The organism is Pseudomonas sp. Marseille-Q5115, assembly GCF_916618905.1.
Lineage (GTDB): Bacteria > Pseudomonadota > Gammaproteobacteria > Pseudomonadales > Pseudomonadaceae > Aquipseudomonas > Aquipseudomonas japonica_A.
In genome coordinates this window covers 1-19781 of the sequence record NZ_CAKAKI010000001.1, presented here as the reverse complement: position 1 = coordinate 19781, position 19781 = coordinate 1, and the positions used below count along the sequence as shown (strand labels likewise).

Annotated in this window: 21 protein-coding genes; 10 read left to right on the top strand and 11 right to left on the bottom strand. The window is 64.1% G+C overall.

Going from position 1 to position 19781, the window contains the following annotated elements; all coding sequences use genetic code 11:
- Nucleotides 1–20: 20 nt before the first annotated feature.
- Nucleotides 21–1160, bottom strand: a complete 1140-nt coding sequence (gene ribD / locus LG385_RS00105; protein ID WP_225771490.1) for a bifunctional diaminohydroxyphosphoribosylaminopyrimidine deaminase/5-amino-6-(5-phosphoribosylamino)uracil reductase RibD — start codon at nucleotides 1158–1160, stop codon at nucleotides 21–23.
- Complete coding sequence (gene nrdR / locus LG385_RS00100; protein WP_181117476.1) at nucleotides 1157–1621, bottom strand: transcriptional regulator NrdR; 465 nt, start codon at nucleotides 1619–1621, stop codon at nucleotides 1157–1159. Before nrdR ends, ribD begins: the two co-directional genes overlap by 4 nt.
- 149 nt (nucleotides 1622–1770) lie before the next feature.
- Between nrdR and LG385_RS00095 the strand changes: the two genes are divergently transcribed.
- The 3 genes from LG385_RS00095 (at nucleotide 1771) to trxA (ending at nucleotide 3824) form a co-directional block, all read left to right on the top strand.
- Entirely contained in the window at nucleotides 1771–2232 is a 462-nt protein-coding gene (locus LG385_RS00095) for a YbaY family lipoprotein (protein WP_225771488.1), read from the top strand.
- A gap of 3 nt (nucleotides 2233–2235) precedes the next feature.
- Complete coding sequence (locus tag LG385_RS00090) at nucleotides 2236–2889, top strand: class I SAM-dependent methyltransferase (protein ID WP_225771486.1); 654 nt, start codon at nucleotides 2236–2238, stop codon at nucleotides 2887–2889.
- A 62-nt stretch (nucleotides 2890–2951) separates the two neighbouring features.
- Nucleotides 2952–3824 carry a thioredoxin gene (gene trxA / locus LG385_RS00085; protein WP_225771483.1) on the top strand — a complete coding sequence of 291 codons (873 nt, stop codon included), beginning with the start codon at nucleotides 2952–2954 and terminating at the stop codon, nucleotides 3822–3824.
- Here trxA and LG385_RS00080 read toward each other — a convergent pair.
- A complete protein-coding gene (locus LG385_RS00080; RefSeq protein ID WP_225771481.1) occupies nucleotides 3818–4183 on the bottom strand; it encodes a hypothetical protein in 366 nt (121 codons plus the stop codon). The two genes, trxA and LG385_RS00080, sit on opposite strands and share 7 nt — an antisense overlap.
- A 137-nt stretch (nucleotides 4184–4320) precedes the next feature.
- On the opposite strand from LG385_RS00080, the gene LG385_RS00075 reads away from it, so the two are divergent.
- The 5 genes from LG385_RS00075 (at nucleotide 4321) to LG385_RS00055 (ending at nucleotide 8232) form a co-directional block, all read left to right on the top strand.
- Complete coding sequence (locus LG385_RS00075; RefSeq protein ID WP_225771479.1) at nucleotides 4321–4905, top strand: DUF2796 domain-containing protein; 585 nt, start codon at nucleotides 4321–4323, stop codon at nucleotides 4903–4905.
- A 2-nt stretch (nucleotides 4906–4907) separates the two neighbouring features.
- Nucleotides 4908–5615 (top strand): ATP-binding cassette domain-containing protein, encoded by a 708-nt coding sequence (locus LG385_RS00070; protein ID WP_225771477.1) that lies wholly within the window; start codon nucleotides 4908–4910, stop codon nucleotides 5613–5615.
- Entirely contained in the window at nucleotides 5615–6880 is a 1266-nt protein-coding gene (locus LG385_RS00065; protein WP_225771476.1) for an ABC transporter permease, read from the top strand. The genes LG385_RS00070 and LG385_RS00065 overlap by 1 nt, the downstream gene beginning before the upstream one ends.
- A 23-nt stretch (nucleotides 6881–6903) precedes the next feature.
- Entirely contained in the window at nucleotides 6904–7416 is a 513-nt protein-coding gene (locus LG385_RS00060; RefSeq protein ID WP_225771473.1) for a DUF3299 domain-containing protein, read from the top strand.
- Between the two features lie 117 nt (nucleotides 7417–7533).
- Nucleotides 7534–8232 carry an OmpW/AlkL family protein gene (locus LG385_RS00055; protein WP_225771471.1) on the top strand — a complete coding sequence of 233 codons (699 nt, stop codon included), beginning with the start codon at nucleotides 7534–7536 and terminating at the stop codon, nucleotides 8230–8232.
- Here the strand turns inward: LG385_RS00055 and LG385_RS00050 are convergent.
- The 3 genes from LG385_RS00050 to LG385_RS00040 all read right to left on the bottom strand — a co-directional run bounded on the left by LG385_RS00050 (nucleotide 8220) and on the right by LG385_RS00040 (nucleotide 11341).
- The gene (locus LG385_RS00050; RefSeq protein ID WP_225771469.1) at nucleotides 8220–9158 is read right to left on the bottom strand and encodes an NAD-dependent epimerase/dehydratase family protein; all 939 of its coding nucleotides are present in this window, start codon (nucleotides 9156–9158) and stop codon (nucleotides 8220–8222) included. The genes LG385_RS00055 and LG385_RS00050 overlap by 13 nt on opposite strands.
- Nucleotides 9151–10035, bottom strand: coding sequence for a sugar nucleotide-binding protein (locus LG385_RS00045; protein WP_181117487.1), 885 nt, complete (start codon nucleotides 10033–10035; stop codon nucleotides 9151–9153). Before LG385_RS00045 ends, LG385_RS00050 begins: the two co-directional genes overlap by 8 nt.
- A gap of 118 nt (nucleotides 10036–10153) precedes the next feature.
- Nucleotides 10154–11341, bottom strand: a complete 1188-nt coding sequence (locus tag LG385_RS00040) for an HD-GYP domain-containing protein (RefSeq protein WP_225771467.1) — start codon at nucleotides 11339–11341, stop codon at nucleotides 10154–10156.
- 221 nt (nucleotides 11342–11562) lie between these two features.
- On the opposite strand from LG385_RS00040, the gene LG385_RS00035 reads away from it, so the two are divergent.
- Nucleotides 11563–12714 carry a sensor histidine kinase gene (locus LG385_RS00035; protein ID WP_225771465.1) on the top strand — a complete coding sequence of 384 codons (1152 nt, stop codon included), beginning with the start codon at nucleotides 11563–11565 and terminating at the stop codon, nucleotides 12712–12714.
- Here the strand turns inward: LG385_RS00035 and LG385_RS00030 are convergent.
- The 5 genes from LG385_RS00030 to LG385_RS00010 form a co-directional block, all read right to left on the bottom strand.
- Complete coding sequence (locus LG385_RS00030) at nucleotides 12687–13601, bottom strand: LysR family transcriptional regulator (RefSeq protein WP_181122454.1); 915 nt, start codon at nucleotides 13599–13601, stop codon at nucleotides 12687–12689. The genes LG385_RS00035 and LG385_RS00030 overlap by 28 nt on opposite strands.
- Before the next feature lie 49 nt (nucleotides 13602–13650).
- Complete coding sequence (locus tag LG385_RS00025; protein WP_225771463.1) at nucleotides 13651–14625, bottom strand: quinone oxidoreductase family protein; 975 nt, start codon at nucleotides 14623–14625, stop codon at nucleotides 13651–13653.
- A gap of 111 nt (nucleotides 14626–14736) precedes the next feature.
- Nucleotides 14737–16029 carry an NAD(P)/FAD-dependent oxidoreductase gene (locus tag LG385_RS00020; RefSeq protein WP_225771461.1) on the bottom strand — a complete coding sequence of 431 codons (1293 nt, stop codon included), beginning with the start codon at nucleotides 16027–16029 and terminating at the stop codon, nucleotides 14737–14739.
- Nucleotides 16030–16040: 11 nt separating this feature from the next.
- A complete protein-coding gene (locus LG385_RS00015; protein ID WP_225771459.1) occupies nucleotides 16041–17138 on the bottom strand; it encodes a polyamine ABC transporter substrate-binding protein in 1098 nt (365 codons plus the stop codon).
- A gap of 34 nt (nucleotides 17139–17172) precedes the next feature.
- Nucleotides 17173–18534: a glutamine synthetase family protein gene (locus LG385_RS00010; protein WP_181117494.1), complete on the bottom strand. Its 1362-nt coding sequence runs from the start codon at nucleotides 18532–18534 to the stop codon at nucleotides 17173–17175.
- A gap of 241 nt (nucleotides 18535–18775) precedes the next feature.
- On the opposite strand from LG385_RS00010, the gene LG385_RS00005 reads away from it, so the two are divergent.
- Entirely contained in the window at nucleotides 18776–19663 is an 888-nt protein-coding gene (locus tag LG385_RS00005) for a helix-turn-helix domain-containing protein (RefSeq protein ID WP_225771457.1), read from the top strand.
- Nucleotides 19664–19781: the final 118 nt, after the last annotated feature.

Genomic DNA, 19781 nt, shown 5'->3' with positions numbered 1-19781 from the left:
GACCTCCGGAAAACGGGGAATTATACGGGGCGAGCAGGCGCTGGCACGGCAATGACCTGCCAGTCGTCGCCCACCGCACGCATTTGAACGATTTTCAGCGCTGGCGCCTCGGCCATTGTGGCCAAGGGCCAGTCCAGCAAGGGCCGAGCACTGGAGCCCATGAACAAACCAGCTACGAACAAGCGGTACTCATCCACCAGCCCTGCCTGGGCGAAGGCACCCGCCAGGCGCGGGCCGGCCTCCACAAGCACTTCGTTCGCGCCACGACGGGCGAGCTCGCGCAGCAGCCCAGGCAGATCGACCTGGCCGTTGGCACCGGGAAGCAACAGAGTATCGGCAGCCACCGCTTCGTAACCTTCCGGGCTGGCGGGAGCCTGAGCGCATACCACCAGCGAGGGGCCTGCAGCGAAGAAGGCAGCGGTAGTGGGCACACGCAAACGGCCGTCAACCAGCACGCGCAACGGCAGCCGGCCGGCGGCCAGCGTGGCCATGGGTTCTGGCAGGCCCAGCTCGCCCGGGCGCACAGTGAGCCGCGCCGCATCGGTGAGTACCGTATCGGCCGCGCTGAGCACCACGCTGGAGCGGGCCCGCAACCGCTGTACCGCACGGCGAGCGTCGGGGCCAGTGATCCACTGGCTTTCGCCACTGGCCATGGCGGTACGGCCATCCAGGCTCATCGCCAGTTTTACCCGCACAAACGGCAAACCGTGCTCCATGCGCTTGATGAACCCCGGGTTGAGCGCCCGCGCCTGCGCTTCAAGCACACCCGCGCGCACCGCAATACCCGCCGCTGCCAGGCGGGCCAGGCCTTGGCCGGCCACTTGAGGGTTAGGGTCCTGCATGGCCGCGACCACGCGCCCTACCCCGGCGGCCAGCAAGGCGTCGGCACAGGGCGGGGTGCGCCCATGATGGCTGCAGGGCTCCAGCGTCACGTACGCCGTGGCGCCACGAGCAGCTTCGCCGGCCTGGCGCAAGGCATGAACCTCGGCATGGGGCTCGCCGGCGCGCATGTGCCAACCTTCGCCCACGACCTGCTCGCCCTGGACGATGACACAGCCCACACGCGGGTTGGGATCGGTGGAGTACAGCCCCTGCTCGGCCAATTCCAGCGCGCGGGCCATGAAGCGGTGATCGAGGGCGTCCTGCGCGGCGTTGCTCATTTGATGGCGGGTTCCCGTGCGAGGCGATCGAGCTCTTCGCGGAACTCGTCCAGTGCCTGAAAGCGCCGGTATACCGAGGCAAAGCGGATGTAGGCGACTTCGTCGAGCTTGCGCAGCTCGGCCATCACCAGCTCCCCGACTACCAGAGACTTGACCTCGCGCTCGCCGGTGGCGCGCAGCTGGCCCTTGATATGGCCCAGCGCCGCCTCCAGCCGCTCGATGCTGACCGGGCGCTTTTCCAGCGCGCGCTGCATGCCGGCGCGCAGTTTCTCTTCGTCGAAAGGCTGGCGGCTGCCGTCTTGCTTGATCAGCCGAGGCAGTACCAGCTCGGCGGTTTCGAAGGTGGTGAACCGTTCGCCACAGGCAAGGCATTCGCGACGGCGCCGCACTTGTTCGCCTTCGGCGACCAGGCGGGAATCGATGACTTTGGTGTCGTTGGCACCGCAGAAGGGACAGTGCATGGTGGCCGGCATGTTCTGAAATGGACGCCAATGTTAGCGCATCGCCCGCCCAAGACACAGCCTTGGCCGCAAGACAGCGACAGGCCTTTGCGGTATACAGGCCATGCGCGATGATGCGATTGCCCCATGCCTACAGGAACAGGCTTCCCATGACAGTACGTTCACTTGCCTTGCTCTGCTGCCTCGGCCTGCTTGCCGCCTGCGCCGGCGAGCCGCCCAAGCCACAACCCGCGCCAGCACCCGTGGCCAAGGCCGCGGCGCCGGACATTCGCGATCCCGAACCCCTCCGCCCGCTGCCTGCCTACCAGCGTGAACTCAGCGGCAACCTTACCGCGATCCCCGGCGGAGCCGAAGTGGAACTCGCGTTGCTGGTAGTCGATGAACGCGGCCGACCACAACAGTTGCTGGCCAATACCACGCTGGCCGGTACCGGCCGACCGCTGCCATTCCGCCTGCGCTTCAACCCCGACGCCTTTCCCCAGGACGCGCGCGTGGAGCTGCGCGGCCGGGCAAGCCAGTCCGGGCAGTTGATCCTGCACCTCACGCCGCGGCAGATCGGTGGGCCTACCACTCAGGCGCTCGGTACGCTGGAAATGACCAAGGCGCCCTGACCCATGCCGCTGGAACACCTGCATGCCGCACTGGGTGAGCTGCTGGGGGACGCGCGGTTGGCGCCGACGGCGTTGCCCGGAAGCGACTTGAGCCTATGGCTGCTGGACCCCGCCCACATGGCACGCCCCTTCAGCAGCGACGAAACCCGGCGCATTCTCGACACGCCGCCGTATTGGAGCTTTTGCTGGGCCAGTGGCCTTGCGATGGCTAGCTTTCTCGCGGAGCAGCCTCACTGGGTGCAAGGCAAGCGCGTGCTGGATTTCGGCGCCGGCTCGGGCGTGGTGGCGATTGCCGCAGCCCGCGCGGGTGCGGCTGAGGTGATGGCCTGCGACCTGGACCCGCTGGCGCTGAGCGCCTGTCGCGCCAACGCGGCGCTGAACAACGTCACGCTAAGTTACTGTGACGACTTCTTCGGCGTACCCGGTGATTTCGACCTGGTGCTGGTGGCGGATGTTTTGTACGACCGGGAAAACCTGCCGCTGCTCGACGCCTTCTTCGAGCGCGCCGCCGAGGCGCTGGTGGCAGATTCGCGGGTGCGGGACTTCCACCATCCCCGGTACACCCGACTGGCACGACTTCAGGGCCTCACCCTGCCGGACCTGGCCGAACCGGACGAATTTCGCCACGTGAGCCTGTACCATGGGCGGCGCCAGTGACTTTCGGCCCGACAGCGCAGCCTTTATAGTGTTGCCAACCTTGTCTTCTTTCGAGATTCACCATGAGTCAGGACACCCCGTACATTTTCGACGCCACCGATGCCAATTTTCAGCAAGTGGTTATCGAGAACTCGTTCCACAAGCCGGTACTGGTGGACTTCTGGGCCGACTGGTGCGCGCCCTGCAAGGCGTTGATGCCGATCTTGCAGAAGATTACCGAGGGCTATCAGGGCGAGCTGCTGCTGGCCAAGGTGAACTGCGACGTGGAGCAGCAAGTGGTCGCCATGTTCGGCGTACGCAGCCTGCCGACCGTGGTGCTGTTCAAAGATGGCCAACCGGTGGATGGCTTCGCTGGCGCCCAACCGGAATCGGCCATTCGCGCCCTGCTCGCCCCGCATGTCGCAGAACCTGCGCCCGCCGCAGCGGACCCGTATGAACAGGCGCAAGCCTTGTTTGCCGAAGGCCGCTACGGTGAAGCGGAGGGGGTGCTGCAAGCGCTGCTCAGCGTGGACAACAGCAACGCTGGGGCGCTGATCCTTTACGCCCGTTGCCTGGCTGAACGCAACGCGTTGACCGAAGCCGAAACCGTGCTCAATGCCGTTACCGGTGACGAACACAAGGCTGCACTGGCAGGTGCCAAGGCCCAGCTGACCTTCCTGCGCCAATCTGGCGACCTGCCCGATGCCGCAGACCTGAAAACCCGCCTGGCGCAAAACCCCGGCGACGACGAAGCCGCCTATCAGTTGGCGGTGCGTCAACTGGCACGCCAGCAATACGAAGCCGCGCTCGATGGCCTGCTGAAGCTGTTCCAGCGCAACCGTGGCTACAACGAGGGCTTGCCCCACAAAACCCTGCTGCAGGTGTTCGACTTGCTGGGCAACGATCACCCACTGGTGACCACGTACCGTCGCAAGCTGTTCGCCGCGCTTTACTGACCTGCCCAGGTGTAGAGCGGTGCATCGCCGCCGCTCACCACGCGCACCTGATCACAGTGGCGCAAGCGCACCAATAAGCGCTTGCCCGCCGCCGGGCTGCCCGCCAGGCCTTCCAGTTGATCGAACAATGCCGGCCCGCTGATCTGCCCGCTGGTGCGTACCAGCGCCAGGGCGTTTTGCCATAGCGCATCGTTAGGCGCGGGCCTTGAAGCAGGCGCTGCCGCTGGGGCGGAATCCTCAATGGCCGCTGCGATCGACGAGTGTTCGACGCTCGTTCGCAGGCGGGCCCAGTCGCTGTCGTCCAATTCGATGTTGAGGTCTACCGGCCATTGGCCGATGGTGCCCGTGATTCTGATCATCCCTTCACCTCGTCAGGTAGGCCGTGACCTTATCATGGGCGCACCGGCCCGGTTGATTCAGCAGGCTTCAATCAGGGCTGGTTGACCGGAAAAATTCGTTATAACATAACGAAACAATTTTCCTGGACGTTGATGCCATGCGCCACGCACTGCTTGCCCTTTCGTTCTCGCTCCTGCCTTTTGCCGTGCTTGCCCAAGCGGCCGTAGAGCCTGCTCATGCACACGGCAGCCTGGGCGCTCACGAACATGGCACGGCCCGGCTTGATGTGGCCTTGGACGGCAAAACCCTCGCACTGGACCTAGACAGCCCCGGCATGAACCTGGTGGGCTTCGAGCATGCGCCTGGAAGCGATGCGGACCGCGCGGCTATCGCCCGGGCGCGCGAGCAACTGGCCGCCCCGCTGCAACTGTTCAGCCTGCCCGCCGCGGCCCATTGCAGCGTGACCCATCAGGAACTGATCAGCCCATTGTTCGGCAATGCTGCCGCCGAACCCGCCGGGCACGACGAACACGACGACGGCGATGAGCCCCATCATGAGCACAGCGATGTGGACGGCCATTTCCAGTTCACCTGTGAAAACCCCGGCGCGCTCGATGGGCTGGACCTGAGCACGTTCTTCGCAACCTTCCCGGCGACCCACAAGATCATGGTGCAGGCCATCACACCTAATGGGCAGGCGGGGCTAGACGCCACGCCGGACAACAGCAAGCTGGCGTTCTGAACGTGGCGGCGCCACTGATCGAACTGCAGGGCCTGGGCTTTGCCTGGCCAGGCCAGCCCGAATTGCTCGACCTCCCTGCCCTGCGCCTTGATGCCGGCGAAAGCCTGTTCCTGCGCGGGCCGAGCGGCAGCGGCAAAACCACGTTGCTTGGCCTGCTGGGTGGCGTACAGCTGCCTGGCCGCGGGCAGGTTCGGTTGTTGGGGCAAGACCTGGCGCAACTGCGCCAAGGGGCACGGGACCGGTTTCGGGTAGATCACACGGGTTACATCTTCCAGCAGTTCAACCTGCTGCCGTTTCTGTCGGTGAGGGACAACGTGCGGTTGCCGTGCAGGTTCTCTCCCTTGCGCCTGGCTCGCGCCCAACAGCGCCACGGAAGCCTGGACCAGGCCGCTGACACCCTGCTCGGCCATCTGGGCCTGCCCGCAGCGCTGTACGACCGCCGCGCCGATGCCTTGTCCATCGGCCAGCAGCAGCGGGTGGCCGCCGCCCGCGCCCTGATCGGGCAACCCGAACTAGTGATCGCGGACGAGCCCACTTCTGCCCTGGACAGCGACGCCCGCGAGGCATTTTTACGGTTGCTGTTCGAGGAATGCCAGGCCGCGGGTTCGGGGCTGCTGTTTGTGAGCCATGACCAAAGCCTGGCGCCCTTGTTCGACCGCGCCGAATCGCTCCTTGACCTCAACCGCGCCGCGCGCCCTTCGGAGGCTTGATGCCCTTGTTACGCCTTGCGTTGGCCAGCCTCGCCAACCGCCGCTTCACTGCCGCGCTCACGGCCTTTGCCATTGCGGTTTCGGTATGCCTGCTACTTGCCGTGGAGCGCGTGCGAACCGAGGCACGCGCCAGTTTTGCCAGCACTATCAGCGGCACCGACCTGGTCATCGGCGCCCGCTCGGGCTCGATCAACCTGCTGCTGTATTCGGTATTCAGGATTGGCAACGCCACCAACAATATCCGGTGGACCAGTTACGAGCATTACGCCCAAGACCCCCGCGTGAAATGGGCCATTCCCATCTCGCTTGGGGATTCCCACCGCGGCTACCGAGTGATGGGCACGGACCACAATTACTTCGAGCACTACCACTACGGCCACGGCCAGGCGCTGGAGCTGGCGCAGGGCCGCCCCTTCGCCAGCGACCCTTTCGAAGTGGTGCTGGGCGCAGAAGTGGCGCAAGCACTGCATTACAAGCTGGGCGATCAACTGGTGCTGGCCCATGGGGTTGCCACCATCAGCCTGGTGAAGCACGACGACAAGCCCTTTACCGTGGTGGGGATTCTCAAGCGCACAGGCACACCTGTGGACCGCACGCTGCACATCAGCCTGGCGGGCATGGAAGCGATCCATGTGGACTGGCACAACGGCATGCCGGCCCGCGGCGCCGAGCGCGTCAGTGCCGACCAGGCCCGGGCGATGGACCTCACCCCCAGGGCGATTACCGCCATGTTGGTGGGCCTGAATAACCGTGTGACCACCTTCGCCTTGCAGCGGGAAATCAACGAATACCTGGACGAGCCGCTGTTGGCGATCCTGCCCGGCGTGGCCTTGCAGGAACTGTGGAGCCTGATGGGCACGGCGGAACAGGCACTGTTCGTGGTGTCGTTGTTCGTGGTGCTTACCGGATTGATCGGCATGCTGACCGCTATCCTCACCAGCCTCAACGAACGGCGGCGGGAAATGGCGATCCTGCGCTCGGTCGGGGCTCGGCCCTGGCAGATCGCGCTGCTGTTGATTGCCGAAGCAGGCGCCCTCGCGTTGGCGGGCATCGTGGCCGGGGTGGCACTGTTGTATGTGGGCATCGCCAGCGCGCAAGGCTTCGTGCAGGCCAGCTACGGTTTGTATCTGCCACTGGCGCTGCCCAGCGCTTATGAATGGTCCCTGCTGGGGCTGGTATTCGCAGCGGCAGTGTTGATCGGTGCGATTCCCGCCTGGCGCGCCTATCGGCAGTCCCTGGCCGACGGCCTTACTGTCCACCTGTAGTTTTTGATTGTTCAGGAGCGCTCATGCGCCTGTTGTTAGCCTTGATGCTGGTGGTTGCGAGTACCGCCCATGCCGAAGCCACCCGCGTACTTACATGGGAAGCACTGGTGCCGCCCGATGCGCCGAAGATCGCCCCGGTAATGACACCGATGCACGACCTGTCGACCCTCGGCACCGGCCTGGCCGAAGCCGCCCCGGCCGCGCACCAGTTGGCGACCCATGCGCCGGTGGTGAAGGCGCTGGACGGCCAGCAGGTGCGGCTTCCCGGTTATATCGTACCGCTGGAGGTGAACGAGGACGGCCGCACCACGGACTTTCTGCTGGTGCCGTATTACGGCGCCTGCATCCATGTGCCACCGCCGCCCTCCAACCAGATCGTGCACGTGGTGACCGAGCTGGGTGTGAAGGTGGAAGAGCTGTATCAGCCGTATTGGGTGGAAGGCGCCATGCAGGTAAAAACCACCAGCAGCGAGCTGGCCGAAGCGGGGTACCAGATGGAAGCGCAGAAGATTTTCGCCTACGAACTGCCGGACTGAACCGCCCGGTGCGGCACCCTGTCGCAGGGGCGCGGCGGGCGTTTATTGAGCTGGATCAATGGTTGCTCTGCGGCGGGCGTTCAGGATTGAACGCATTCGTCTGCCAATGGAGCTTTCATGAAAACGTCTGTATTCGGTGCCGCTACCCTTGCCCTGGCACTGGCTGCCCCCGCCGCGTTCGCCCACCAGGCGGGGGACTTCATCATCCGCGCCGGTGCCGCGAAAGTATCGCCCAACGAGGACAGCGGCGAGCTGAAGCTCGATGGCGCGCGGATCAGTGGCACCCGCGCCACACTGGATGGCGACACTCAGCTGGGCCTGGCCTTCGCCTATATGCTCACGGACCATATCGGCGTGGAGCTGTTGGCGGCCACGCCGTTCCAGCACCGTGTAGGCGTGAAAGGCATCAGCGCGGCCACCGGCATCGACGGGCTGGATGGCAAGCTGGGGGATATCCGCCAATTGCCGCCTACCCTCTCGCTGCAGTACTACCCGATGGCGCCCACCTCACGCTTGCAGCCCTATGCCGGTATCGGTGTGAACTACACGCTGTTCTTCGACGAAGACTTGAGCAGCGAACGAAAAGCTCAGGGCTTCAGCCACTTCAAGCTGCAGGATTCCATCGGCCTGGCCGGCCAGGTGGGCGTGGATTACATGCTGACCGACCATGTGATGTTCAACGCCGCTGTGTGGTACGCCGACATCAATACCAAGGCGAGCGTTGACGGCCCCACGGCCCTTGGGGTGGGCCGTACCAAGGTCAACGTGGACGTTGACCCTTGGGTGTACATGGTGGGGCTGGGCTACAAATTCTGATCGCCCAACAGGCGGCGCAGGCCGGTTTCCAGCGGGGTAACGCTGCCCAGCTGGAAATGCGCCAGCAGCCTTGAGTTGTCCGCCCGCGAATGCTTGATATCGCCAGCCCGCGGGGCGAGGTGGCTCACGGGAGGCAAACTGCCCAGCACTGAGCCAAGGGCTTCGAGCAGGCGGTTGAGCGACGTGGCTTGGTTCAGCCCCACATTGAACGGCCCGCTTTCCACGTATTCGCCTTCAAGGGCCTGCACCAACAGGCCAACCAGGTCTTCTACATAGAAGAAATCCCGGGTTTGCTCGCCATCGCCGAACAAGGTGATCGGTAAGCCGGCCCGGGCCCGTTCCGCGAAGATGCTGATCACGCCTGAATAAGGCGAGGAAGGGTCTTGCCGCGGGCCGTAGATGTTGAAGAAGCGAAACACCACCGGCTCCAGCCCATGCTCGCGCCGGTAGAAGTCCAGGTAATGCTCGCTTGCCAGTTTGTCCGCGGCGTAGGGGGTTAGCGGCGCCTTGGGCACTGCTTCGCTGATGGCCTGGCCTTCACCGTTATTGCCGTACACCGCCGCGCTGGACGCAAAAAGCACCCGGCGGACGCCGTTTGCGCGCAGGGCTTCGCACAGGTTGAGCGTGGCCATGAAGTTGCTTCGGTGGGTGCCGACCGGATCCTCTACCGAGGCCTGGACCGACGCTACTGCGGCCAGATGCACGGCGGCGCTGCAACCCTTGGCGGCCTCGGCGAGCAAGGCGGGATCGGCCGCGTCACCTACGCACAGTTGCAGGCCGGGATGGCCCATGGGCAGGTTTTCGCGCTTGCCAGTGGACAGGTTATCGAGCACTCGCACGGCGTGCCCACGTGCAAGCAGTGCATCTACCAGGTGCGAGCCGATGAAACCGGCACCGCCAGTGATCAGTATGGGGCGTTCAGCCATGGCGGTAATACCGGTCCAGCAAGGTGTGCAAACCGGCGCGCCAGGCGCGGGGCTTGATACCAAAGGTATGGAGGATTTTCTTGCAGGCCAGCACCGCATGCTGCGGCTCGTCCGCGGCGTCGGCCCGGGCGGCATGCGCTTGCGGGGTGGGTGCCTGAACGCTCAACTGCCGCATACCAGCGGCTTCCGCCAGAATGGCCTGGCCCAGCGCCACTGCAGTGGTAGCCTCGTTACCGGCGTAGTGATAGGTACCCCATAGCGGCGCGGCGCAATCGAGTTGCTTGAGCACCGACAGAATGACGCGGGCGGCATCGTCCACCGGCGTCGGGTTACCGCGGCGGTCATCGGCCAGCAACACCTGCGAAGCGGTTTCGGCGCGGCTGAGGAAGCGGCCGAGCAAGCCGTCGGGGCTGTCATCGAGCAACCAGCCGAAGCGCAACAACACATGCTGCGGGCAAATGGCGCGTACGCTTTGCTCGATACGCCACAAGGCCTGCCCACGGGTACCCAGAGGCAAGGGCTCGTCCTTTTCGCTGTAGGCCGTGGCGCGCGAGCCGTCGAACACGCGGTAGCTCGACGGCTGCACCAGCACGATACCGTGGTGCTGGCAGAGTTCGGCCAGCCGCTCCACGGCCCGTTCCTGGCCAGCCAGCCGGGCTTCGCTTACTTCGCCCGCCTGGAACCAGTCGAAATAATAGGCAAGGTTAACCAGTGCATCCGGGCGGGTGTCGTCGAGCAGTTGGGTCAGGCTCGGGGCGTCCCAGCCGGTGTCCGGTGGGCGCGGGGCAAGGAAGCCGATGTCTTCCTCCGCCCCTTGGCGAATCAGCGCTTGACCAAGGGCGCTACCGCCGCCCAACAGCATTAGGCGCATTCGCATAGAGTCAACAGGTCCAATCCGAAGGGTTCAGCATGGCCAGGGCCACGAAAAGACTGACCATTTTGCGGGTTTATCGCACGTTAGTCACCCTTGCGGCGCAAGTTTCCCCTTCCCTTCTTCACTCGAACAAGGGGTAGCGCTGCGCGGCAAGGCCCGACCAGGCTCGATCCAGCTCTGGCAGGCCCCAGGCTTCCGCGGTTTCGATCCGCACGATACGGTCTTCGCCGGTGGTGAGGTCGATGCTTTGCGGCGCCAGCAATTGCCGCCGTTTGCAGTCCAGCAGCAGTACCACACGGGGTGCCAGCAGGGCGCCGTCGTTCTGCTCCGCCACTACGGCCAGGCGATCACTGGCCAGCCGCACCAGGGCGCCCACCGGGTAAATCCCAACAGTGCGCACAAAGGCCTGGAACAGGTGGGTATCGAAGTGCCCCTTCCAGGAGGCCATCTCTTTGAGCGAATGCGCCGGCCCCCAGGGTTTTTTGTACGGCCGGGCGGAGGTTACCGCGTCGTACACGTCACAAATGGCCGCCATCCGCGCCATCGGGCTGATGGCCTCCCCTTGCAGCCCATGGGGGTAGCCGGTGCCGTCGTATTTCTCGTGGTGATGCAAGCAGACGTCGATCGCTGCCACGCTCAAAAAGCCACTACGGCGCAAAATGTCCAGCCCACCCAAGGGGTGCGCGCGAATGACCTGGAACTCTTCGTCCGTGAGGCGGCCGGGCTTGTTGAGAATATCCAGCGGGATGGCCATCTTGCCGATGTCATGCAACAGGCCAGCGGTGCCGGCTTCGAGCACATCCGCATCGGCCTGCCCAAGCTGGCGGGCCAGAGCCACCATCAGGCCGCACACGGCCACCGAGTGCATGTAGGTGTATTCGTCCGCCGTCTTCAGGCGGGCGAGGCTGATCAACGCATGAGGGTGGCGCATGACCGAGGCGGCAATTTCCTCGACGACCGCAACGGCCGCCTCGTTACTGATGGCGTGCCCCAGGCGGGCATCGTTGAACATGCTGGCCACTGCCCGCTTGGCCCTGGCACACACGGCGAGCGCCTGGTCCACTTCAGCCTGCAGCCCAACGGCGGGCGCAGGCGCCGGCGACACGGCTGCCACGCACGCTGCCACATCCAGGCCTTTGGACGTGTCGATGTACACCTGGGCGATACCGCTGGCGAGAATACGCTCCAGGTCCACAGGGTGTTGGACCTTGAAGCCTACCTTCCACAGCGACTGGGTAATGCCACTGCCCGCGGCCTCATGTAAAAACATGCCGACGGTCAGCTCGGTGACTGAAATTTTTCGAATCATAGCGGGCACCACGTGGTCTCTTCGCTGTATCGGCGACTCAAGGCCTTTTAATAGCACCGGACGCTGCCCTCCGACGAGCCGTAGGCCTTTGGGCGGCAACCCCGATACGCGACCTCCTGGCTGTGAAACAATCCCGGGCCAAGCGCCGTGGAGGCTTTGATTCCAGGGTTCACTTCACCGCCATGCACACCACAGTTGTGCCGAGGTTCATGATGTCCGCAATGCTGGGTGCTGAAATTCAGCACGCTGAACAGGCCAGGCTCGCCGCGCTTCGTGGCTTCGGTATTCTGGATACGCCGCGCGAAGCCGATTTCGACGATCTGGTGGCCCTCGCATCCCGCATCTGCGCCGCGCCCATTTCGGTAGTGAACCTGATTGAAGAGCACCGCCAGTGGTTCAAGGCCGAAGTGGGCCTTGGCATTCGCGAAACCCCGCTGGATGTTTCCATCTGCCGTCATGTGTTGCTGCAACCAGGCGTTACGGTAATCCGCGACCTGCGCGAAGACCCACGCATGCGTGAAAATCCACTGGTAACGGCCGAAGCCGGCCTGCGTTTTTACGCGGGCTGCCTGCTGGAAACCTCGGAGGGGTATGGCATCGGCACGCTGTGCATCCTCGATACCGTTGCGCGTGAGCTTACCGACGACCAACGCTTTGCCTTGAAAACCTTGGCCAACCAGGTGATGACCCAGCTGGAGCTACGCCGCACGCTGCGGGTACAGGCAGACGTGCTGCGGCGTAACGAAACCTTGCTGGCCGAGGTGAACCACCGCACCAAGAACAACCTGCAATTGATCAGCAGCCTGATCCAGCTTCAACAGCGCCGCGCAACCCACGCGGAAACCCGTTCGGCGCTGCTGGACATGTCCGCGCGGATCGCCAGTATCGCCAGCGTGCATGAAAAGCTGTACCGCGCAGACGAAGCCGAGGCCGTGGATGCCGCCGCCTACATTGAAGGCGTGATCGAGAGCGCCAGGGCGACGGCCCCTCAGGTGGCGTTCAACCTTCAGGCGCAACCCCTGCCGCTGTCGCTGGACAACGCCACGCCCTTGGCCCTGATCGCCAACGAGATGATCACCAATGCGTTGAAGTACGCGTACCCCGACGCACTTGCGGGGGTGGTGGATGTTTCACTGTTGGCGGCCGAAGGGGGTTTCTGCTTGCAGGTGCGCGATTACGGGCCAGGCCTGCCCCAGGGCCTCGACCCTCGCAAGGGGCGTTCGCTGGGCATGACCATCATGCGTTCGCTCAGCCGCCAACTGAACGGTACGCTGCGTTTCGAGGCAGCGAACCCGGGTGTAGCGGCGTGCCTGGATTTTCCAGCGCCTGCCCCGGCGTGCCGCGTTTACCAATCGCCCGCACTACCGAACTGACCCTCAAGCCACGCTTTCAGGGCAAGCGTAGCGGCAGAGGCGAACTTGGCCGATGGCCGCACGAGGTAGATCCCGCCCCGGGCGCCCAACTCCCACTCCGGTAACACCCTGACCAGCGCCTTGCTGGCCAGCCCCCGGCTGAACAGCCAGGCGCCCGCGCCAAGGATGCCTGTACCGGCCAATGCCGCGCTGAGCAGCGATTCACTGTCGTTGGACACCAACGAGCCTTGCGGCCGCACCACACAGCGCTCGGCGCCGTTGAACAGTTGCCAGTCGGGGTAGGCTGCAAGCCCGCTGAATGCCAGGCAGTTATGTTCCGCCAGCGCGGCCGGCGTGTGCGGCCAGCCGTGGCGCTCGATATAGGAAGGGGCTGCGCAGAGAATGCGACGGTGCTCGCCAACCCGGCGGGCCACCAGGCGGTTATCGTCCAGGTCGCCGATACGAATGGCCAGGTCAAAGCCTTCGCCAATCACATCCACAAAGCGCTCGCTGTAATCCACCGTCACCGTCACCCCGGGGTGCGCGGCAAGAAAAGCCGGCAACCGAGGCGCCAGCCAAAGCCGCCCCATGGCCGCAGGCACGGCCAGGCGCAAATGGCCACCCACCTGCGCGGCGCCACTGGCGGCTTCCTGCTGCGCTTCGACCATCAGCTCGGTGGCCAGCCGCAAGCGTGCCACCAGCCGTGCGCCGGCATCGGTGAGGTGAACCTGACGAGTGCTGCGTTCAACCAACCGAACGCCCAGCCGCGCCTCCATGGAGGCCACGCGCTTGGACACAATGGTTGCGTGCCGTTGCAAGTGGCGGCCGGCGGCCACGAACGAGCCCTGCGCCGCCACCGCGAGCAGCGCGGCGATTTCATCCGTATGGCGGCTGTCGGGCGTGAGCACAGGCGGTTCCTTACCAAGTGGGAGCTGGCGGACTATACCCCAGCCCCACTCACGGGATCAGCAGCAGCGTCCCCGACGTGCGCCCGCTTTCCAGATCGGCATGGGCTTGTGCTGCCTCACGCAGTGGGTAGGTCCGGCAAACGCGGGGCTGGATGATCCCTGCCTCCAAGGCCGCGAGCACGTCCTGGGCGCGAGCCTGATATTCGGCCGGGGTTGCCGTATGGGCCACGATGGAGGGCCGGGTGAGAAATAGCGAGCCCTTGGCGTTCAAGGTGCTGACTTCCACCGCCGCCGGCGCGCCAGAAGACGCCCCGAACGACACCATCAGGCCGCGTGGCTTGAGGCAATCCAGCGACGCTGCAAAGGTGTCGCGGCCGATCGGGTCGTACACCACATCGGCCTTTTGGCCCTGAGTGAACGCCGCCACCTGCTCGGCGAGCGACGCGGCATCGAATACCAGCACCTGGTCGCAACCCAGCGCCTTGGCCTTGGCCACGCTCGCTTCGCGGGAAACCACCCCGATCACGGTCGCCCCCAGATGTTTGGCCCATGAGGCCATGATTGCCCCAAGGCCACCGGCCACGCCGTACAGCACCATGACGGTACCGGGGCCAACGGGATACGTGCTCTTGAGCAGGTACTGCGAGGTAATGCCCTTGAACAGCACGGCGGCGGCGTCTTCGTAACTGACCGAGGCCGGCAACGGCACCAGCTTTTCCGCCGGCAGTACCCGGCTGCGGGCGTAGGCGCCCAGGGGGCCGGTGGCATAGGCCACTCTATCGCCCACCTTGGTGGAGGTTACGCCCTCGCCCACTGCGGCGACCACGCCCGCGCCCTCCAGCCCCAGGCCCGAAGGCAGGGGTACCGGCACGGCGCCGTTGCGCTGGGTGACGTCCAGGTAGTTGATACCGATCGCCTGTTGGTCAATCCGCACCTGGCCCGGGCCTGGTGCGGGAAGGTCCTGTTCGCGGGCTTCGAGTACTTCAGGCCCGCCCGGAGCGGAGAACGTAATGACGGTGGCCATGAGTCGGCTCCTGTTGAGTGAGACCGACAGCATGATTGCTACGCACCAAGCGCACTATTCCCTCCGGATGCAGTTCATTGCTGCATGAAATGCACGGGGTCATGCCTGCTGTTAGATCAGCTCTTTGCAGCGGTACCACAGCATCCCAAGCGCCAACAGTGGCGAGCGCAGCCGTTTACCCCCAGGGAACGTCCGGTGCGGCACGCGCCCGAACAGGTCGACCGCGCGGTTTTCCTGCTCGGCGATGGCCTGGGCAATGATCCGCGCGGCAAAGTGCGTCACATTAAGGCCGTGCCCCGAATAGCCCTGCGCGTAATACACGTTCGGCGCGCTCGGCAATCGGCCAATCTGCGGGAAGCGGTTAGCGCTGATGCCGATCATGCCGCCCCAATCGAATTCGATACCTACGCCCTTGAGCTGCGGGAACACCCGCTCCATCTTCGGCCGCATGTAATCGGCGATGTTCGCCGGGTCACGCCCCGAGTAATGGCACGCCCCGCCAAACAGAAGCCGATGGTCTGCGGTAAGCCGGTAGTAATCGAGCGCAACACGCTGGTCGCACAGCGCCATGTTCTGCGGAATCAACGCCCTTGCACGTTCCTCACCCAAAGGCTCGGTGGCAATCACATAGCTACCTGCCGGCAACAGCTTGCCTTCGAGGGCCGGCTCAAGGTTCTCAAGGAATGCGTCACAGCCCAGTACCAAGTGGCTGGCCGTAACCTGGCCGTGGTCGGTGAACACCTGAACCTTCGGGCCTTTTTCGATACGGCGCACGAAGCTGCCTTCGTAGATGCGCACACCCTGCTTCTCGGCCAGCGCCGCCTCGGCCTGGATCAGCTTGAGCGGGTGCAAATGGCCCGAGCCCATGTCGATCAGCCCGCCTTCGTAAACCTCGGAGGCCACCACTTCGTGCAAGTCGCGCTTTTCCACCAGCCGCAGGGCATGTGGATAACCCTGCGCCTGAAGGTCATTCAGTTCCTCTTGCAGCCCCTGCCAATGGCGCGCGGTGTTCGCGAGGTCGCAATAGCCCCAGCGCAAGTCACAGGCCAGGCCATTACGCTCCACGCGCTGGCGCACGATGTCCACCGACACCGCGCCAGCATCGTGCAGGAAGCGTATGCCGTCCTGGCCGAGTAAATCGGAGAAGCGGCTCACATCGTGGCCCAGGCCGCGGATCAGTTGCCCGCCGTTGCGGCCACTGGCGCCCCAGCCGATTCGCTGAGCCTCCAGCAGCACCACCGACAAGCCACGCTCGGCAAGCTCCAACGCGGTGTTCACGCCGGTAAAGCCGCCGCCGATCACGCAGACATCGGCAGTGACGTGGTTTTGCAAAGCCGCACGCGGCGCTGCTGGCGGCACGGACGCCGCGTAATAAGAGCCGGTGTGCGGCAATGCGGTAGACATGAGCAATTCCTTCAACGGCCCGTGCGTTTGACGTCGATCCACTCACGGGTCATCAAGCGCATGACGTCCTTGGGGAGTTCTTTCGAGATATACAACTTGGCCATCACTTCAGGCGGCGGGTAAATACCCGGGTTGCCGGTAATCTCTTCGCCCATCAGGGGATTTGAGGCCAGGTTGGGGTTGGCATAGCCCACGGTTTCGCTGATGTTGGCGATCACTTTCGGGTCTAGCACGTAGTTGATGAACGCCATGGCCTGGTCCGGGTGCTCGGCGTCCTTGGGCACGGCCAGCATGTCGAACCATACGTTGCCGCCTTCCTTGGGCACGGCGTAGGCCACGTTCACCCCGTTGTTCGCTTCCTTGGCGCGGTTCGCAGCCTGTATCACGTCGCCGGAATAACCGAACGCCACGCAAATGTCGCCGGTGGCCAGGTCGCTCACGTACTTGGACGAGTGGAAGTAGGTCACGTAAGGCGCAACGGTTTTGAGTTTTTCCGCCGCGCGTTTGTAATCGGCAGGCGATTCGCTGCGCGGGTCCATGCCCATGTAATTGAGCATGGCCGGGAACAGCTCATCCGGGGAGTCCATGAAGGACACGCCACACTGCTTCAGCTTCTTGATGTTCTCGGGCTCGAACAGCACGGCCCAGGAGTCGATCTTGTCGACGCCCAGTACCTTCTTCACCTTGTCCACGTTGTAACCGATGCCGTTGGTGCCCCAAAGGTAAGGCACGGCGTACTGGTTGCCCGGGTCGTTGGCTTCCAGTTGCTTCATCAACTGCGGGTCGAGGTTTTTCCAGTTGGGCAGTTTGCTGCGGTCCAGCTTCTGGAAGGCGCCGGCCTTGATCTGCCGCCCCAGGAAGTGGTTGGACGGCACCACCACGTCATAGCCGGTGTGCCCGGTCACCAACTTACCCTCGAGGGTTTCGTTGGAGTCGAACACGTCGTAGGTTGGCTTGATGCCGGTGGCTTTCTCGAAGTCTTCGAGGGTGGTCGGGCCAATGTAGTCCGTCCAGTTGTAAATCTTCACGGTGCCGCCCTCGGCATGGGCCTGGGCAATGGCGCCGATCAATACCGCCGGTAAACAAAACGCAGCAACAACTGACTTCATGGTGCCTCCAACAAGGGTAGGAAGGTGGGCCCGGTCAAACACTCATCATCAGGAACTCACGCTCCCACGAACTGATGACCCGCTTGTAGTTTTCGTGCTCCGCGCGCTTTACCGCGGCGTAGCCCTGAACGAATTTAGCCCCTAGTACGCGGCTTAGCGCGGCGCTGCCTTCCATGCGCTCCAGGGCGTCTTCGATGGTCAGCGGCAGGCGCAGGTTGCGGCGCTCATAGCCTCGGCCTTGCACAGGCGCGCTCGGCTCGCAGCCTTCCATCATGCCCAAGTAGCCACACAGCAAGCTGGCTGCAATCGCCAGGTAGGGGTTGGCATCGGCGCCCGGCAAGCGGTTTTCTACCCGGCGCGCCTGTGGCGTAGAGCCCGGCACGCGCAGGCCCACGGTGCGGTTTTCCTCACCCCACTCCACGTTCACCGGGGCAGACGTATCCGGCAGGAAGCGGCGGAACGAGTTGGCGTTCGGCGCGAACAGCGGCAGCACTTCAGGGATGTAGCGTTGCAGGCCACCAATGTGGTGAAGGAACAGGGCGCTGGCCTCGCCTTCAGCGGTGCTGAACACGCTTTCACCGGTGTTGATGTCTACCACGCTCTGGTGGATGTGCATGGCGCTGCCCGGCTCGTCGGTGATCGGCTTGGCCATAAAGGTAGCGGCAACGTTGTGCTTGAGCGCGGCCTCACGCATGGTGCGCTTGAACACGGTGATCTGGTCCGCAAGGTCGAGGGCATCGCCGTGACGGAAGTTGATCTCCATCTGCGCCGGGCCGTCTTCGTGGATCAGCGTGTCCAGGTCCAGGCCCTGGGCTTCGCACCAGTCGTAGACGTCTTCGAACAACGGGTCGAACTCGTTGGCCGCCTCGATCGAGAAGGACTGCCGCCCGCTTTCCGGCCGGCCAGAACGGCCCAACGGCACTTGCAGCGGCAAGTCCGGGTCATCGCAACGCTGTGTAAGGTAGAACTCCATCTCCGGGGCCACCACCGGGCGCCAGCCTTGCTCGGCGTAAAGCGCCAATACCTTTTTCAACACGTTGCGCGGCGACAGCTCAATGGGGTTGCCATAACGGTCGAAGGTGTCGTGGATCACCATCGCGGTCGGCTCGATGGCCCAAGGCAACACATACGCGGCCTGCGGATCGGGACGGCAGGTCATGTCGATGTCGGCCGGGTCCAGCAGGCTGTAATAGATGTCGTCGTCGACATAGTCGCCGGTCACCGTTTGCAGCAGCACGCTTTCAGGCAAGCGCATGCCGTGCTCATCGAGAAACTTGTTGGTGGGCAGGATCTTGCCGCGGGCAATGCCGGTCAGGTCGCTGACCACGCATTCCACTTCGGTGATGCCGTAAGTTCTTAACCACTCGGTGAGGGGGGCTTTGACGCTGCTGTTCATGTGGCCTCTGCCATCTTCTAGGCGATTGTGCGGGTGCGCCGGCGCGCTGCCGGTTCGCTGAGGCCATGCTGGGGGATGGGCGCGCAAGCGGTCTATCCACTTTCGCCGTTTGCGTTCGCCCTTTTTTAGTGCGCCATATGGAGCACTTGCCGTTGTCCGCTTAGCGGTGGGTAACACCTTGTCGCGGGCAAGCCCGGCTGCTACGGTGGCAGCCTCCCCTCTCAATACAAAATGTGTCTCCATGTCGGTCAAGGTCGTAGATACCGTTGCCGCGGACCAACAAGGCGCCTCCAACACCGGCTGGCACCTGCACTACGCGCAGATGTCGGCGGGCCAGTTCAAGGGCCGCCTGATCGAAGCCGAACTCGGCGGCGTTCAGGTATACGAAGAGCACATGAACACCCGCATCGAGCAGTACTACAAGGCACCCGGCGATGCCTTGGTGTTCAGCTTCGACATGGCCGATGCCGCGCTGTACCTGCTCGATGCCAGCACCCAGAACCTGTGGATCACGCCGGAGAATTACCGGGAAATCGCAGTGGTAGTGCCCACGGGCCAGCTACGCGCGCTCAACCTGCACCGCACCTTCGAAGACCTGCTGCTCACCCCGCTCAAATCCAGCCATGGCGCCGTGTTCATGGGTTGGCTCAGCGCCATGCTCGGGCGTATCGCCGCCACCGCCGACGAAAACGCCGAGACCAGCGCGCTCCTCGCCGAGCAATTGGCGGACGACTGCTTGTTCGTACTGGAACAATCCGCCCAGGCGCAGCAGTCCTCGACCATCCACCGGGTGCGAAAGCACAGGCGCATCGTGCAGCAGGTGTTCGACCGTGTAAGCGCTTACCCCACCGAACAGTTCAGCGCGGTGGAACTGGCCGAAACCGCCGGCGCCTCTTTCCAGCAACTACGCCTGGCCTTCGCCGAATGCGTAGGCATGCCGCCTACAGTGTGGCTGCGGATGCGCAGGCTCAACCTGGCGCGCCAAGCGCTGCTGGCAGCGGGGCCGGGGGATACCACCGTGGCCGAAGTTGCGATGAGCTATTCGTTTTGGCACTTGGGTAGGTTTGCGCAGGCGTATCGGGAGTTGTTTCTGGAGTGCCCGGGGGAGACGTTGGGGCGGGTTAGGTGAGAGGGGGTTTGAGACTAGGCCGCTTGGTGAGGTTTTTTATTTCAAAGGTTGTTCGTTGCAGCTTTGGCATCGAAGTACTGGCCCTGGACGCGTAGGTGCTGTTCCACCGTGTTCACGG

Excerpts from the sequence above, each read along its gene's own strand:
- ribD (WP_225771490.1), bottom strand. The coding sequence starts at position 1,160 with ATGAGCAACGCCGCGCAGGACGCCCTCGATCACCGCTTCATGGCCCGC.
- nrdR (WP_181117476.1), bottom strand. The coding sequence starts at position 1,621 with ATGCACTGTCCCTTCTGCGGTGCCAACGACACCAAAGTCATCGATTCC.
- LG385_RS00095 (WP_225771488.1), top strand. The coding sequence starts at position 1,771 with ATGACAGTACGTTCACTTGCCTTGCTCTGCTGCCTCGGCCTGCTTGCC.
- LG385_RS00090 (WP_225771486.1), top strand. The coding sequence starts at position 2,236 with ATGCCGCTGGAACACCTGCATGCCGCACTGGGTGAGCTGCTGGGGGAC.
- trxA (WP_225771483.1), top strand. The coding sequence starts at position 2,952 with ATGAGTCAGGACACCCCGTACATTTTCGACGCCACCGATGCCAATTTT.
- LG385_RS00080 (WP_225771481.1), bottom strand. The coding sequence starts at position 4,183 with ATGATCAGAATCACGGGCACCATCGGCCAATGGCCGGTAGACCTCAAC.
- LG385_RS00075 (WP_225771479.1), top strand. The coding sequence starts at position 4,321 with ATGCGCCACGCACTGCTTGCCCTTTCGTTCTCGCTCCTGCCTTTTGCC.
- LG385_RS00065 (WP_225771476.1), top strand. The coding sequence starts at position 5,615 with ATGCCCTTGTTACGCCTTGCGTTGGCCAGCCTCGCCAACCGCCGCTTC.
- LG385_RS00060 (WP_225771473.1), top strand. The coding sequence starts at position 6,904 with ATGCGCCTGTTGTTAGCCTTGATGCTGGTGGTTGCGAGTACCGCCCAT.
- LG385_RS00055 (WP_225771471.1), top strand. The coding sequence starts at position 7,534 with ATGAAAACGTCTGTATTCGGTGCCGCTACCCTTGCCCTGGCACTGGCT.
- LG385_RS00050 (WP_225771469.1), bottom strand. The coding sequence starts at position 9,158 with ATGGCTGAACGCCCCATACTGATCACTGGCGGTGCCGGTTTCATCGGC.
- LG385_RS00045 (WP_181117487.1), bottom strand. The coding sequence starts at position 10,035 with ATGCGAATGCGCCTAATGCTGTTGGGCGGCGGTAGCGCCCTTGGTCAA.
- LG385_RS00040 (WP_225771467.1), bottom strand. The coding sequence starts at position 11,341 with ATGATTCGAAAAATTTCAGTCACCGAGCTGACCGTCGGCATGTTTTTA.
- LG385_RS00035 (WP_225771465.1), top strand. The coding sequence starts at position 11,563 with ATGCTGGGTGCTGAAATTCAGCACGCTGAACAGGCCAGGCTCGCCGCG.
- LG385_RS00025 (WP_225771463.1), bottom strand. The coding sequence starts at position 14,625 with ATGGCCACCGTCATTACGTTCTCCGCTCCGGGCGGGCCTGAAGTACTC.
- LG385_RS00020 (WP_225771461.1), bottom strand. The coding sequence starts at position 16,029 with ATGTCTACCGCATTGCCGCACACCGGCTCTTATTACGCGGCGTCCGTG.
- LG385_RS00015 (WP_225771459.1), bottom strand. The coding sequence starts at position 17,138 with ATGAAGTCAGTTGTTGCTGCGTTTTGTTTACCGGCGGTATTGATCGGC.
- LG385_RS00010 (WP_181117494.1), bottom strand. The coding sequence starts at position 18,534 with ATGAACAGCAGCGTCAAAGCCCCCCTCACCGAGTGGTTAAGAACTTAC.
- LG385_RS00005 (WP_225771457.1), top strand. The coding sequence starts at position 18,776 with ATGTCGGTCAAGGTCGTAGATACCGTTGCCGCGGACCAACAAGGCGCC.